At 70.5% G+C, this 14,267-nt stretch carries 11 protein-coding genes; 7 read left to right on the top strand and 4 right to left on the bottom strand.

Translation table 11 applies throughout. The annotated features are described in order from the left end of the window. Positions 1–23: 23 nt before the first annotated feature. Positions 24–605 carry a hypothetical protein gene (locus tag ABZ883_RS31395; protein ID WP_360912111.1) on the bottom strand — a complete coding sequence of 194 codons (582 nt, stop codon included), beginning with the start codon at positions 603–605 and terminating at the stop codon, positions 24–26. Between the two features lie 257 nt (positions 606–862). On the opposite strand from ABZ883_RS31395, the gene ABZ883_RS31390 reads away from it, so the two are divergent. The 5 genes from ABZ883_RS31390 to ABZ883_RS31370 all read left to right on the top strand — a co-directional run bounded on the left by ABZ883_RS31390 (position 863) and on the right by ABZ883_RS31370 (position 6,125). Further along, positions 863–1,996 carry a branched-chain amino acid ABC transporter substrate-binding protein gene (locus ABZ883_RS31390; protein WP_360912109.1) on the top strand — a complete coding sequence of 378 codons (1,134 nt, stop codon included), beginning with the start codon at positions 863–865 and terminating at the stop codon, positions 1,994–1,996. A gap of 127 nt (positions 1,997–2,123) precedes the next feature. Further along, positions 2,124–3,053 (top strand): branched-chain amino acid ABC transporter permease, encoded by a 930-nt coding sequence (locus tag ABZ883_RS31385; protein WP_319661145.1) that lies wholly within the window; start codon positions 2,124–2,126, stop codon positions 3,051–3,053. Further along, the gene (locus ABZ883_RS31380; RefSeq protein WP_360912106.1) at positions 3,050–4,417 is read left to right on the top strand and encodes a branched-chain amino acid ABC transporter permease; all 1,368 of its coding nucleotides are present in this window, start codon (positions 3,050–3,052) and stop codon (positions 4,415–4,417) included. The genes ABZ883_RS31385 and ABZ883_RS31380 overlap by 4 nt, the downstream gene beginning before the upstream one ends. A gap of 5 nt (positions 4,418–4,422) precedes the next feature. After that, positions 4,423–5,358 carry an ABC transporter ATP-binding protein gene (locus ABZ883_RS31375; protein WP_360912170.1) on the top strand — a complete coding sequence of 312 codons (936 nt, stop codon included), beginning with the start codon at positions 4,423–4,425 and terminating at the stop codon, positions 5,356–5,358. Then, positions 5,355–6,125, top strand: a complete 771-nt coding sequence (locus ABZ883_RS31370; RefSeq protein WP_360912104.1) for an ABC transporter ATP-binding protein — start codon at positions 5,355–5,357, stop codon at positions 6,123–6,125. Before ABZ883_RS31375 ends, ABZ883_RS31370 begins: the two co-directional genes overlap by 4 nt. Positions 6,126–6,201: 76 nt before the next feature. Here ABZ883_RS31370 and ABZ883_RS31365 read toward each other — a convergent pair whose 3' ends face one another. Together ABZ883_RS31365 and ABZ883_RS31360 are read right to left on the bottom strand one after the other, a co-directional pair. Then, positions 6,202–6,687, bottom strand: coding sequence for a hotdog fold thioesterase (locus ABZ883_RS31365; protein WP_360912102.1), 486 nt, complete (start codon positions 6,685–6,687; stop codon positions 6,202–6,204). A gap of 56 nt (positions 6,688–6,743) precedes the next feature. Further along, positions 6,744–9,050 carry an FdhF/YdeP family oxidoreductase gene (locus tag ABZ883_RS31360; protein WP_360912099.1) on the bottom strand — a complete coding sequence of 769 codons (2,307 nt, stop codon included), beginning with the start codon at positions 9,048–9,050 and terminating at the stop codon, positions 6,744–6,746. A 67-nt stretch (positions 9,051–9,117) separates the two neighbouring features. Between ABZ883_RS31360 and polA the strand changes: the two genes are divergently transcribed. Further along, on the top strand, positions 9,118–11,850 hold the full coding sequence (gene polA, locus ABZ883_RS31355) for a DNA polymerase I (protein ID WP_360912096.1): 2,733 nt from the start codon (positions 9,118–9,120) through the stop codon (positions 11,848–11,850). Here the strand turns inward: polA and ABZ883_RS31350 are convergent. Then, complete coding sequence (locus ABZ883_RS31350; RefSeq protein WP_360912094.1) at positions 11,781–12,701, bottom strand: DUF4184 family protein; 921 nt, start codon at positions 12,699–12,701, stop codon at positions 11,781–11,783. The genes polA and ABZ883_RS31350 overlap by 70 nt on opposite strands. A gap of 176 nt (positions 12,702–12,877) precedes the next feature. Here ABZ883_RS31350 and ABZ883_RS31345 point away from each other — a divergent pair, with 176 nt between their 5' ends. Beyond that, the gene (locus ABZ883_RS31345) at positions 12,878–14,140 is read left to right on the top strand and encodes a lytic transglycosylase domain-containing protein (protein ID WP_360912092.1); all 1,263 of its coding nucleotides are present in this window, start codon (positions 12,878–12,880) and stop codon (positions 14,138–14,140) included. Positions 14,141–14,267: the final 127 nt, after the last annotated feature.

Raw genomic sequence — 14,267 nt, 5'->3', positions numbered from 1 at the left:
CGGGCCGCGGTCGTTGCCTGCCGTCAGGCGGAGTGGTCCGGCCAGTCGAGGTGTGGCAGAGGGATGTCCTTGATGGGCATCCCTTTGTCGTTGGTGACGGCGAGCCGGTCAACGGCGGCGTCCTTGGGGATGTCGAACCAGAGGTCGTACTGGGCGCTGTCGTGGGCGCCGATGTCGAGGGTGAGCGGCTGGCGTTTGATCTGCATGGCCTCCCAGTCGACGGAGTGGCGGGTTCCGTCGGCGAGGACGAGGCGCTGGTTGTCGTTGTCGAGGCGGACGCTGACGGAGTCGTCGACGGTGACGTCGATTCTGATGCGGCAGAGGCGTCCTTTGGCGGGGTGTTCGGCGTGGGTGCCGACGATGACGGCGATTCCGCAGCGCAGCGCAAGGGCGCGGAATTCGAGATTCCCGGGGTGGACGGCGGGTGCGTCGAGGGCGATCTCGAGTTGACGCAGGGGGCGTTGGGGCGTGGCCCGGGGGGTGGCGGGCCAGAGGGCGGCGGCGACAAGGGCGGTGGTCAGGGCGCCGGCGAGGGTGGCTGTCGCGGCGACGGCGTGCAGGTGTCGGGTGTCTTGCGGTGGAGTGACGCCATTTCGGGCATTCATCCGCACTTCTTCCGCTGGACTCGTCCGGTTACCGGTAAGGACCGTTCTGTTTCCGGCACATGACCGAGGTCACTGTACGATCACATCTCTTCCCTCGGCCTATCTGAGTGCCTGATCAGCGGATTACATTCCCGCCAACCCGCGTGGCTCCCACGCGGTCGCAATGCGGGGGGCCTACGGCCCGCCGACTGTAATCACTTGGGCGGATCCAGGGGGTCGTAGTGCTCAACAAAAAGCTCGTCAAGCTTGCTCTTCCGGTGGCAGTTGGTGCCCTTGCGCTCACCGCGTGCGGTGGCGGCAAGGACGACAGCAGCAATGGTGGCAAGCCGACGTTCTCCATCGGCTTCCAGGGTCCGTTGTCGGGTGACAACAGCGCACTGGGCATCAATGAGGACAACGGCCTGAAGCTGGCCGTGGAAGAGGCCAACGCCAAGGGCGACCTGCCCTTCACGCTGAAGGTCGTGGACGGTGACGACCAGGGTCTTCCGGACCAGTCGCCTGCCGCTGCCCAGAAGCTGATCGGTGACAGCAGTGTCGTCGCGGTGGTCGGCCCGGCGTTCTCCGGTCCGACGAAGGCCGCGGGCGGTCTGTACGCGCAGGCGACGCTTGCCGCGGTGACGCCTTCGGCGACCAACCCGGACCTGACGAACCAGGGCTTCACGTCGTTCCTGCGCGGTGCGCCGAACGACAACGAGCAGGGCGCCGGCATGGCCGAGTACCTGTCGAAGAAGGTGCAGGCCAAGAAGGTCTTCGTCATCGACGACAAGAGCGAGTACGGCGTGGGTCTGGCGAAGGTCGCCATCGACAGCCTGAAGGCCGCGGGCATCACGGTCCAGACGGACTCGGTGCCGGCGAAGACCCCGGACTACACGGCCGCCGCGACGACGGTCGTCAACTCCAAGGCCGACGCGCTGATCTACGCGGGTTACTACGCGGACCTGGCTCCGTTCGCCAAGAAGCTGGCCGACGGCGGCTTCAAGGGCATCGGCGTGTCCGGTGACGGTTCCAACGACGCGAAGTTCGTGGAGCTGGCGGGCGCGGCGTCGGAGAAGTGGTACCTGACCTGCCCGTGCACCGACGCCACGAAGAACGAGGCGACGAAGGCGTTCACCGACGCGTACACCAAGAAGTTCAACACGCCTCCGGGCACCTACTCGGCCGAGTCGTACGACATCGCGAACCTGATCATCTCCGAGATGAAGAAGCTGGGTAAGGACGTCACCCGCGACAAGCTGCTCGCGGCGCTCAAGGTCGTGAACTACAAGGGTCTGACCAAGGAGTTCGCCTTCGACGACAAGGGCGAGCTCAAGACCAAGAACGTGTACCTGTACCAGGTGACCGGCGGCAAGATCGGTTACCTGGGTGACGTGGCCACCCTCAGCAACGGCTGATCCGGGTTCCGGCACCTGAGGTGGGGGGCGTGGGACGCGGCTCCGGCCGTCGCCCCGCGCCCCCCATCGCCGTGTCGGACGCGATTTCGCCGCCCTTCACCGGCTTCAGCAAGGACTCCCACGCACGATGAATCTCTTTCACAACTTCTGGGATTACTTCATCCCAGGGCTGACGACGGGCTCCATGTACGCCGTCATCGCCATCGGGTACACGTTGGTCTACGGCGTGCTCCAGCTCATCAACTTCGCCCACAGCGAGGTCTTCATGATGGGCGGCTTCGGTTCGCTCGTCGTGCTTTCCGAGCTCGCCCCGCAGAGCCCGCACGGCTTCACGTCCGTGGTCTGGGTGATCGTCGGCATGATCGCCGGCGCCCTGGTCGGTGCGCTGACGGCGTTCGGACTGGAGAAAGCGGCGTACAAGCCGCTGCGCAAGCGAAATGCCCCGAAGCTGGTCTTCCTGATCAGCGCCATCGGTGCGTCGTTCTTCCTGTACAACCTGGCGGGCAAGCTGTGGGGCCGCAACCCTGTGCCGATGCCGGAGCTGTACACCAATGGTGAGGTCTTCAGCGTCTTCGGCACCCCGGTGAAGATCACTCAGTTGATCATCATCGGCTCCGCGGTGGCGATGATGATCGGCCTCGACCTGGTGGTCAACCGCACCAAGATGGGTGCCGGTATCCGTGCCGTCGCCCAGGACGCGGAGACGGCCGGTCTGATGGGCGTCGACATCGACAAGATCATCTCTCGTACGTTCATCATCGGCGGTCTGCTGGGCGGTGCGGCGGGCTTCCTGTACGGCTTCGGCATCTCCGGCCAGGTCTGGTTCACGGTGGGCTTCCTGCCGGGCATCAAGGCGTTCGCGGCGGCGGTGCTGGGCGGTATCGGCAACATCCGCGGCGCGATGCTGGGCGGTCTGCTGCTGGGCATCGTGGAGAACCTGAGCTCGCCGGTGTTCGGCACCCAGTGGATCGACGTGACCGCGTTCGTGGTCCTGATCCTGGTGCTGATGTTCCGTCCGACGGGCATCATGGGCGAGCGTCTGGGGAGGTCGGCATGAGTGGCATGAGTGATGCCGGGACCTTCTCGGTGGACGTGGCGAAGCTGCGCCGCCGGGCCTGGTACCAGGAGCCGCGCTGGGTGCGGCTGCTGGGCATGCTGGTGCTGGGCTTCGTCCTGGCGCTGATGACGGGTGAGGACGGCAATCCGGCGGAGAAGCTGTCGGCGTTCACCGGCGCCTTCGAGTCGGCGCGGCTGTGGATCTGCCTGGTGGTCCTGGCGGCCCTGTGGGCGCTGATGGAGTTCGGCGCCCCGGTGCGTGAGGCGGCCCGGCAGGGGACGCAGGGGATCACCAAGTCGCTGGAGCCGGCGCGGGCGATGTTCCGCGGCAATGTCTGGCTGCGGGTGGGCGGCCTGGTGCTGGTCCTGGTGCTGGCGATCGTGATTCCGGCCAACACGAGCCTGTTCTGGCAGGAGGTCCTCGTCACGCAGATGGGGATCTTCATGATCATCGCGGTGGGTCTGAACGTGGTGGTCGGCTGGGCGGGTCTGCTGGACCTGGGCTTCATCGCCTTCTACGCGATCGGCGCCTACTCCTGCGCGTTCTGGACCGGTCACATGCCGGTGAAGCCGCCGTTCACGGTGGGCGCTCTGGAGTCGATCCCGTTCGCCATCGTCACGTGCCTGATCGCCGGTGTGCTGCTCGGTGCGCCGACGCTGCGGTTGCGGGGCGACTACCTGGCGATCGTGACCCTGGGCTTCCACGAGATCGTGTACCTGGTCGCGAAGAACTCGGACGGTTTCACGAACGGTTCGCGCGGTGTCATCGGCATCCCGCACCCGTCGATCCACATCGGTCCGATCAACTACGACTGGACGCTGGACCCGCTGCCGTACTGGTACCTGCTGCTGTTCTTCCTGGTGGTGCTGATCTTCCTGTACAACCGCCTGGAGCACTCGCGGATCGGCCGCACCTGGACGGCGATCCGGGAGGACGAGGTGGCCGCGTCCGCGACGGGTATCAACACCGTGCGGTACAAGCTGCTGGCGTTCGCGATCGGCGCGTCGACCTCGGGTCTGGCGGGCGTGGTGTACTCCAGCAAGGTCGGCTTCATCAACCCGGAGAACTTCACCATTGTGCTGTCGGTGCTCGCGCTGGCCTATGTGGTCTTCGGCGGCATGGGCTCGATCGCGGGTGTGCTCTTCGGTGCGGCACTGCTGGTGTGGCTGCCCAACGCGCTGCGGGACTACGTGCCGGAGCAGGACCGCTTCATCTACCTGGGCGCGCTGCTCGTCATCATGATGATCTTCCGTCCGCAGGGTGTGATCCCCTCCCGCCGCAGGCAGCGCGAGCTGCACATGGCGGAGGCGGGCATCGGCGACGCCGACGCCATGAGCGAGCCGACGGGAGGCGTGGAGAAGTGAGCGCGGTGACGGAGGCGGGCACGCAGCCCGCGCAGACCGGTGACACGGTGCTGGAGGCCCGCGGTGTGACGCTGCGGTTCGGCGGTCTCACCAGCCTGTCCGAGGTGAACCTGACGATGCGCCGCGGGGAGATCCTCGCGGTGATCGGCCCGAACGGCGCGGGCAAGACCTCGCTGTTCAACTCCCTGACGGGCGTGTACGTCCCGCAGGAGGGCACGATCGCCTTCCACGAGGAGGGCGGTGCGCAGCGCAAGCTGCTCGGTGCCAAGCCGTACCTGGTGAACCGGTACGGAGTGGCGCGGACCTACCAGAACATCCGGCTGTTCGGCGCCTTGACGGCGCTGGAGAACGTCAAGATCGCGGCGGAGTCGCGGCAGAAGTCGGGAGCGATCTCGATCATGCTGGGCATGCCGTGGGCGCGGCGGGAAGAGCGGGCCAGCGACCAGCGGGCCCAGGAGCTGCTGTCGTACGTGGGTCTGGCGGGCAAGCACAATGAGCTGGCCGCGAGCCTGTCCTACGGCGACCAGCGGCGCCTGGAGATCGCACGCGCCCTGGCGACCGATCCCAAGGTGCTGCTGCTGGACGAGCCGGCCGCCGGGACGAACCCGACGGAGAAGCTGGAGCTGGAGCAGCTGATCCGCCGGATCAACCAGGACCTGGGCGTCAGCGTGCTGCTGATCGAGCACGACATGAAGCTCGTGATGTCGGTCGCCGACCGCGTCATGGTGCTCAATTTCGGCAAGGTGATCGCCGAGGGGCTGCCCGAGGAGGTGCAGCGCGATCCCGCGGTGATCGAGGCGTACCTGGGGTCAGCCGACGAGGAGGCTGTGGAGGCTGTGGAGGCCGTCTCGGAGCTGGTCGAGGCCGCCGCCGAGGAGGACGCCGCGTCCGCGGCGCCCGAGGTCCCCGCGCCGCGCGAGTCCGAGGAGGAGGGCCGATGACCGAGGCCGCCAACGTCGAGAAGGCGTCGGGTGCTTCCGTCGCCGAGGCCGCCCCGGCGATGCTGGAGCTGGTCGATCTGCAGGTGTTCTACGGCGCGATCCAGGCGCTGAAGGGCATCAATGTGACGGTCCGCCAGGGCGAGATCGTCGCGCTGCTCGGTGCCAACGGTGCCGGCAAGACCACCACCTTGCGCACGATTTCGGGTCTGCTGCAGCCGCGCCACGGCGAGGTGCGGCTGGGCGGCGAGCGCATCGACGGTGTTCCGTCGCACAAGGTGGTGCAGCTCGGCATCGGGCACTCCCCGGAGGGCCGCCGGGTCTTCCCGGTGATGTCGGTGCTGGAGAACCTGGAGATGGGCGCGTACCGCTTCAAGGGTGTGCCCAAGGACGACCTGGACCGGGTGCTGACGCTCTTCCCGCGGCTGGCGGAGCGGCGTTCGCAGCTGGCGGGCACGTTGTCCGGCGGTGAGCAGCAGATGCTGGCGATCGGCCGCGCTCTGATGGGGCGGCCGAACCTGCTGCTGCTGGACGAGCCGTCGATGGGTCTGGCGCCGCTGATCGTGCAGCAGATCTTCGAGATCATCAAGGAGATCAACGACCAGGGCACGACCGTGCTGCTGGTGGAGCAGAACGCCGCGCAGGCGCTGCAGCTGGCCGACCGCGGTTACGTCCTGGAGACCGGTGCGGTCGTCATGGAGGACGAGGCGTCGCGTCTGCTGTCCGACCCGCGGGTGCGGGCGGCGTACCTGGGCGAGGGCGCCGCGTAGCGGCCGGCCTGCCCCCTGGCGCACGGAGAACCGCCCCCGGAGTGTTCCGGGGGCGGTTCCGCGTTCCGGGCGGGTGTCAGGCGGGGGTGGTGCCGGGGGCGGGCGGTGCGGCCGGGCGCAGCGCGCAGGTCAGGCGGGCCGAGCAGACGCGGCGGTCCTGCTCGTCGCTGATGACGATCTCGTAGGTGGCGGAGGAGCGGCCCCGGTGCACGGGGGTGGCGACGCCGGTGACGACACCGGAGCGCAGTCCGCGGTGGTGGGTGCAGTTGAGGTCGACACCGACGGCGACCTTGCCGGGGCCGCCGTGCAGCATGGCCCCGACGGAGCCGATGGTCTCGGCCAGGACGGCGGAGGCGCCGCCGTGGAGCAGTCCGTAGGGCTGGGTGTTGCCCTCGACGGGCATGGTGCCGACGACGCGGTCCGCGGAGGCCTCGACGATCTCGATGCCCATGCGGTTGCCCAGGCTGCCGGCGGAGAAGAGCGCCACCAGGTCGACGCCGAGGTCGGCGTACTGCTCGATGACCTCGGGCGGGAGAAGGCTCGTGGCGGTCTGCTCGGACATGGACGGTGGCTCCGATCGTCGTCGTTCGGTGTACTGGGCCGTTTTCTACCCGACGGTCAGTGCGGGGTGCCGGGCGGGGTGGTCGCCTCCAGCCGGATCACGACCGACTTGGACGCGGGGGTGTTGCTGGTGTCGGCGGTGTGGTCCAGCGGCACCAGGACGTTGGTCTCGGGGTAGTAGGCGGCGGCGCAGCCGCGGGTCGTGGGGTAGTGCACGACGCGGAAGCCCTCGGCGCGGCGTTCGCTGCCGTCGGTCCACTCGCCGACGAGGTCGGCGTAGGCGCCGTCGGCGAGGCCCTGGGCGGCGGCGTCCTCGGGGTGGACCAGGACGACGCGGCGGCCGCCCTTGATGCCGCGGTAGCGGTCGTCGAGGCCGTAGATGGTGGTGTTGTACTGGTCGTGCGAGCGCAGGGTCTGCAGCAGCAGCCGGCCCTCGGGGACGTGCGGGTACTCGACCGGGTCGGCGGAGAAGTGGGCGCGTCCGGTGGCGGTGGGGAAGCGGCGGGAGTCGCGGGGGGCGTGCGGCAGGGTGAAGCCGCCGGGACGGCGCACCTTGGCGTTGAAGTCGTCGAAGCCGGGGATCACGCGCGCTATGTGGTCGCGTATGCGGTCGTAGTCGCCTTCGAGGCCCTGCCAGTCGACGGCGGAGTGCGGGAGGACGGCGCGGGCCAGACGGCAGATGATCGCGGGCTCGGACAGCAGGTGGGGGCCCGCGGGCCGCAGGCCGCCGCGGGAGGCGTGGACCATGCCCATGGAGTCCTCGACGGTGACGAACTGCTCACCGGCCGCCTGGAGGTCCTTCTCGGTGCGGCCGAGGGTGGGCAGTATCAGGGCGCGGGCGCCGGTGACGACGTGGGAGCGGTTGAGCTTGGTGGAGACGTGGACGGTGAGGCGGGCGCGGCGCATGGCGGCTTCCGTGACGTCCGTGTCGGGTGAGGCGGCGACGAAGTTTCCGCCCAGGGCGAAGAAGACCTTGGCCCGCCCGTCGCGCAGGGCGCGGATGGAGTCGACGGTGTCCAGGCCGTGCTCGCGGGGCGGGGCGAAGCCGAATTCCTTCTCCAGGGCGTCCAGGAAGGCCGGGGCGGGCTTCTCGTAGATGCCCATGGTGCGGTCGCCCTGGACGTTGCTGTGGCCGCGCACGGGGCACACGCCGGCGCCGGGCCGGCCGATGTTGCCGCGCAGGAGGAGGAAGTTGACGACCTCCTTGATGGTGGGCACGGAGTGCTTGTGCTGGGTCAGCCCCATGGCCCAGCAGACGATGACGCTCTTGGCGCCGAGCACCATGGCGAGCAGCGCGTCGATGTCGGACTGCGGCAGGCCGGTGGCGCGGGCGACCTCGGCGGCGTCGGTGGCGCGGGCGGCGCGCGCGAACTCGTCGAAGGCGTGGGTGTGCTCGTCGATGAAGGCGCGGTCCAGGACGGTGCCGGGTGCCTGCTCCTCGGCCTCCAGCAGGGCCTTGTTGAGGGCGCGGAAGAGTGCCTGGTCGCCGCCGAGGCGGATCTGCAGGAAGAGGTCGGCCAGGGCGGTGCCGCCGCCGGCGAGCCCCTTGGGGGTCTGCGGGTTCTTGAAGCGCTGCAGTCCGGCCTCGGGCAGCGGGTTGACCGTGACGATGCGGGTGCCGCCGGCCTTGGCCTTCTCCAGGGCGGAGAGCATGCGGGGGTGGTTGGTGCCGGGGTTCTGCCCGGCGACGATGATCAGGTCGGCGCGGTAGAGGTCCTCCAGCAGGACGCTGCCCTTGCCGATGCCTATGGTCTCCACCAGGGCGGAGCCCGAGGACTCGTGGCACATGTTGGAGCAGTCGGGCAGGTTGTTGGTGCCGAACTCGCGGGCGAAGAGCTGGTAGAGGAAGGCGGCCTCGTTGCTGGTGCGGCCGGAGGTGTAGAAGACGGCCTCGTCGGGGCCGCCCAGGTCGGTCAGTTCGCCGGCGACGATCTCGAAGGCCCGCTCCCAGGGGACGGGCTCGTAGTGGTCGGCGCCGTCGGGCAGGTACATGGGCTGGGTCAGGCGGCCCTGCTGGCCGAGCCAGTAGCCGCTGCGGCCGGACAGGTCGGCGACCGAGTGCTCGGCGAAGAAGTCCGGGGTGACCCGGCGCAGGGTGGCCTCCTCCGCGACGGCCTTGGCGCCGTTCTCGCAGAACTCGGCGGTGTGCCGGTGCCCGGGCTCCGGCCAGGCGCAGCCGGGACAGTCGAACCCGTCCTTCTGGTTGACCTTGAGGAGGGTGAGAGCGGTGCGCCTCATGCCCATCTGCTGCTGCGCCATCCGCAGCGAATGACCTACGGCCGGGAGCCCGGCAGCGGCGTGCTGCGGGGCGCTGACCTCGGGTGCGTCTTGAACGGGGTCGCCTGCTGGTGCTTTGCCTGCCATGGTTCCGATCCTGCCACGACAGGGCGGAGGACCGGCAGTGTCAGTCGGGCGTGGGAGGATCGGTTGCGTGGCAGCAAAGGCAGAGAAGACGAGCGCAGCGACCGGCACCGCACCCGAGGGGGGCGGGCGGCCCCGGTTGCTCCTGCTGGACGGGCATTCGCTGGCGTACCGCGCGTTCTACGCGCTGCCGGTGGAGAACTTCAACACCACCACCGGTCAGCCGACGAACGCGGTGTACGGCTTCGCCTCGATGCTGGCCAACACGCTCCGTGACGAGCAGCCGACGCATCTCGCGGTGGCCTTCGACGTCTCGCGGCGCACGTGGCGGCTGGAGGAGTTCCCCGAGTACAAGGCCACCCGGTCCGCCACTCCGGACGAGTTCCGCAGCCAGGTGGAGCTGATCGGCGAGCTGCTGGACTCGATGAACGTGCGGCGCTTCGCCATGGAGGGCTTCGAGGCGGACGACGTGATCGCCACGCTCGCCACCCAGGCGGAGGCGCTGGGCTACGAGGTGCTGATCGTCACCGGTGACCGGGACTCCTTCCAGCTGGTCTCGGACCATGTCACGGTCCTCTACCCGACCAAGGGCGTCTCGGAGCTGACGCGCTTCACGCCGGCGAAGGTGGAGGAGAAGTACGGGCTGACCCCGGCGCAGTACCCGGACTTCGCGGCGCTGCGCGGCGACCCGTCGGACAACCTGCCGGGCATCCCGGGTGTGGGCGAGAAGACCGCCGCCAAGTGGATCACGCAGTTCGGTTCGTTCGCGGAACTGGCGGAGCGCGCGGGCGAGGTGAAGGGCAAGGCCGGTGAGAACCTGCGGGCCCACCTGGAGTCGGTGAAGCTCAACCGGCGGCTGACCGAGCTGGTCCGGGACGTGACGCTGCCCAGCGGTCCGGAGGGGCTGGAGCGCCTGCCGTACGACCGCGAGGGCCTCAACGTGGTGCTGGACGCCCTGGAGTTCCGCCACCCCAACTTCCGGGAGCGGCTGTTCGCGGCCGACCCCGGGGCGCAGGAGGAGGAGCAGGAGATCGCCGCCGGTGTCGCCGTGGACGGCCGGGCGCTGGCCGCGGGAGAGCTGGCGGGCTGGCTGGAGGAGCACGCCGGCGGGCCGCTGGGCCTGGCCACGGTCGACGCCTGGGCGCTGGGCGCGGGCAGCGTCTCGGAGGTCGCGCTGGCGGACGCGGGCGGGCAGGCCGCCTGGTTCGACCCGTCGGCCCTGGACGAGAAGGACGAGCGGGCGTTCGCGGCGTGGCTGGCCGACCCGCAGCGGCCGAAGGTGGTGCACGACGCGAAGGGCCTGGTGCGGGTCTTCGCCGAGCACGGCTGGGTCGTGGAGGGCATCACGATGTGCACGGCGCTGGCCGCGTACCTGGTGAAGCCCGGCCGCCGCTCGTTCGCGCTGGACACCCTCTCGGTGGAGTACCTGGGCCGTGAGCTGTCCCCGGCCGGCGGCGAGGACGGCCAGCTGGCCTTCGGCGCCGACGACGAGGCGGAGGCGGACGCGCTGATGGTGCAGGCGCGTGCCGTGCTGGACCTGGGCGAGGCGTTCATGGGCCGGCTGGAGCAGGACGGCGCGCTGCGTCTGCTGCGCGAGGTCGAGCTGCCGACGTCCGCGCTGCTGGCGCGGATGGAGCGGGCGGGCATCGCCGCGGACCGCGAGCATCTGGAGCGCCTGGAGCAGCGGTTCGCCGGCGAGGTGCAGCTGGCGGTGAAGGAGGCGCACGCCGCGGTCGGCCACGAGTTCAACCTCGGCTCGCCCAAGCAGCTGCAGGAGGTGCTCTTCGGCGAGCTGGGGCTGCCCAAGACGAAGAAGACCAAGACGGGTTGGACCACCGACGCGGACGCGCTGGCGTGGCTGGCGGCGCAGACCGAGCACGAGTTGCCGGTCATCATGCTGCGCCACCGCGAGCAGGCGAAGTTGCGCGTGACGGTGGAGGGCCTGATCAAGACGGTGGCGCCCGACGGGCGGATCCACACCACGTTCAGCCAGACGGTGGCGGCGACCGGCCGGTTGTCGTCGACCGATCCCAACCTGCAGAACGTGCCGGTGCGCACCGACGAGGGCCGGGCGATCCGCCGGGGCTTCGTGGTGGGCGAGGGCTTCGAGTCGCTGCTGACCGCCGACTACAGCCAGATCGAACTGCGGGTGATGGCCCATCTGTCGGAGGACGAGGGCCTGATCGCGGCGTTCGACTCGGGCGAGGACCTGCACACCACCGTCGGCTCGTACGTCTTCTCGGTGCCGCCGGAGCAGGTGGACGCCGAGATGCGGCGGAAGATCAAGGCGATGTCGTACGGGCTGGCGTACGGGCTGTCGGCGTTCGGCCTGTCGGGGCAGCTGGGCATCGAGGCGGCCGAGGCGCGCGGTCTGATGGACACCTACTTCGAGCGGTTCGGCGGGGTGCGGGACTATCTGCAGCGCGTGGTGGAGGAGGCCCGGGTGACGGGTTACACCGAGACGCTGATGGGCCGCCGCCGCTATCTGCCGGACCTCACCAGCGACAACCGGCAGCGGCGGGAGATGGCCGAGCGCATGGCGCTGAACGCGCCGATCCAGGGCTCGGCCGCCGACATCGTCAAGATCGCGATGCTCAAGGTGGCCGCGGCGCTGGACGCCGAGGGGCTGCGGTCGCGGATGCTGCTCCAGGTGCACGACGAAATCGTGCTGGAGGTGGCTCCGGGCGAGCGGGCCGCCGTGGAGGAGCTGGTGCGCCGCGAGATGGCCGCCGCCTATCCCCTGCGGGCGCCGCTGGACGTGTCGGTGGGCGTGGGCACGGACTGGGAGTCCGCGGCGCACTGAGCCGTCCGGTCCCCGGTGCGGTGTGCCAGGCGCACCGCACCGGCGTGGACCGCGGCGGCCAGGGCCAGGCCGGCTCCGGCGCCGAAGAGCGCGGACGGGATGATCCCGGCGGCGTCGCCGGTGGCCTGGTACCACTGGCCGGCGCGCACGGCGGCCGCGGCGGCGGTGGTGGTCCCGAGGGCGGCCAGGGCGATGGCGCGGGCCCGCCGGGACAGCCGCGGCAGCCGGGAGCCCTGCTCCCCGGCCCGGTCCGGCGCGGTGTGCGGTTCGGGGGTGTGCGGTTCGGGCACGGCGCGCAGCGCGCGGATCGCGTACCGGGCCAGCAGCACCAGCGCCACGGCCGAGGTGCCGTACTGCGCGTACTTGTGCAGCGGTGTGCCGTGCACCTGCTGGTCCAGGACCGGCAGCAGGCGGACGCCCCAGCGGTCGTGGTGGGTGAAGGCGTCCCAGACGACATGGGTGACGGCACCGGCCGCGGCCGAGACCCAGAAGGCGGCGGCGGAACGCACCGTGGGCCGGCGGCGGTCGCCGCATCCGGTGAGTACCCAGGCGCGGTGCCGCCACCGCCCGGGCAGCAGTGCCACGACCGGTTCGCGCAGCAGCACCCAGCCGCCGGCCAGCGCGGCCGCGATGAGCGGGTCCGCGGTGACCAGGCCCAGCGGCGCGTGGGTGAACGTGCCGTAGCCGTACACCCCGGAGACCAGGGAGTCGGCGAAGTAGGGGACATCCGGGGCGAAGGAGCCGGCGACCAGGGCCGCCGCGACGAGCGGGCCGCGTCCGCGGGGGGTGCCGCGGCCGTCCTGCCGCAGGCCGGGCAGCACCGCGAGGGCGTGGCTGATCGTGAACGGCATGCAACCTCTTTCCGAACATGTCTGTCAGATCAGTATGCGACGCTTTGGACGGTAGCTCCGTTCAAGAAGTTGCCGTAGGGTCACCAGGGTTGTCGCGCAGGGAGACGCACAACTCGGTTTCGGGAGGGGCAGCTCATATGCGAGCGCGGTACGGACGGCGGATCCGCAGGGGAGTCTTGGGCACCGCGGTGGCCGCCGCGGCCATGGCGGCGCTGACGGGCTCGCAGTCCGCGGCCGGCTTCCCGCAGGTCGTCAACACGAGTTCGGGTGCTCCTGTCACGCCCCCGCCGGGCGACCCCATCGACGGCGGCTCGTCGGACTACTACACCGCGCTCCCGCCGCTGAACACGCCTGCCCCCGGTTCGTCCGTGACGCCCGGCACCGGTGCCGGTACCGGCACGGGCACGGGCACGGGCACGGTGGGCACCGACGGTTCGGGGCTGCCGGCGACGGTGCTGGAGGCGTACCGGCGGGCCGAGGTGGCGCTCGCCGCCAGCGACCCGGGCTGCAACATGCGCTGGGAGCTGTTGGCCGCGATCGGCCAGGTGGAGTCCAACCAGGCGCGCGGCGGCAACGTGGACTCCGAGGGCACCACGATCACGCCGATCCTCGGCCCGGTCCTGAACGGCGAGGGCTTCGCGGACATCACCGACACCGACGACGGCATGTGGGACGGGGACACCGTCCACGACCGCGCGGTCGGCCCGATGCAGTTCATCCCGCAGACCTGGCAGACCTGGGGCGCCGACGGCAACGGCGACGGGGTGAGCAACCCGAACAACATCTTCGACGCGGCGCTGGCCGCCGGCCGCTACCTGTGCGCGGGCAACCGCGACATGTCGGTGGAGAGCAACCTCCACCAGGCCATCCTCGGGTACAACCACTCCGAGGCGTACCTGAACACCGTGCTGGCCTGGTACGCCCACTTCCGCAAGGGCGGCATCGTCTCCCTGCCGGACATCGGTGGCGCGGGCAGTGACACGCCGGAGATCGTGCCGCCGTCCCCCAAGCCGCCGCACACCCCGACCTGGTCGCCGTCCCCGTCGGGCTCGCCGATCGACTCCTCGCCCCGGCCCACCGTGTCGCCGACCGGCACGATCGGCAGTCCCAAGCCCACCGGCGGCACGTCGCCGACCGGGCCGACCACCGGTCCTACGGGGCCCACCGGTCCCACGGGGCCGACCGGCCCTACGGGACCCACCGGTCCGACCGGCGACCCGACCACGGACGACCCCACGTCGGGCCCGACGACCGGCCCGACGGACACGCCGACGGACCCCACGTCGTCGCCGACCTGCCCGACCCCGTCGGCCACGGACGGCACGACGCCCACGGACACCACCTCGCCGGACCCCTGCGCGACGGACACGCCCGGCGAATCGCCCTCCCCCTCCGCCACGGAGACCGAGGGAGCCACCGCCTCCGGCAAGGCAGGCTGACCGGGCCGGTCCGCCGGCGCGGAGGCCCGCCGCCGGCAGGTTCAGGCGGACAGCGCGTCAGGCGAGGAACCCGCAGGATCGGGTTCCTCGCCTGACGCGCTGTTCTTCTTCGTGGGACTGCGGGGGC

Source organism: Streptomyces sp. NPDC046977 (genome assembly GCF_040644455.1).
Lineage (GTDB): Bacteria > Actinomycetota > Actinomycetes > Streptomycetales > Streptomycetaceae > Actinacidiphila.
The sequence above is the reverse complement of the archived record's forward strand: the minus strand, read 5'-3'. Positions and strand labels throughout refer to the sequence as shown.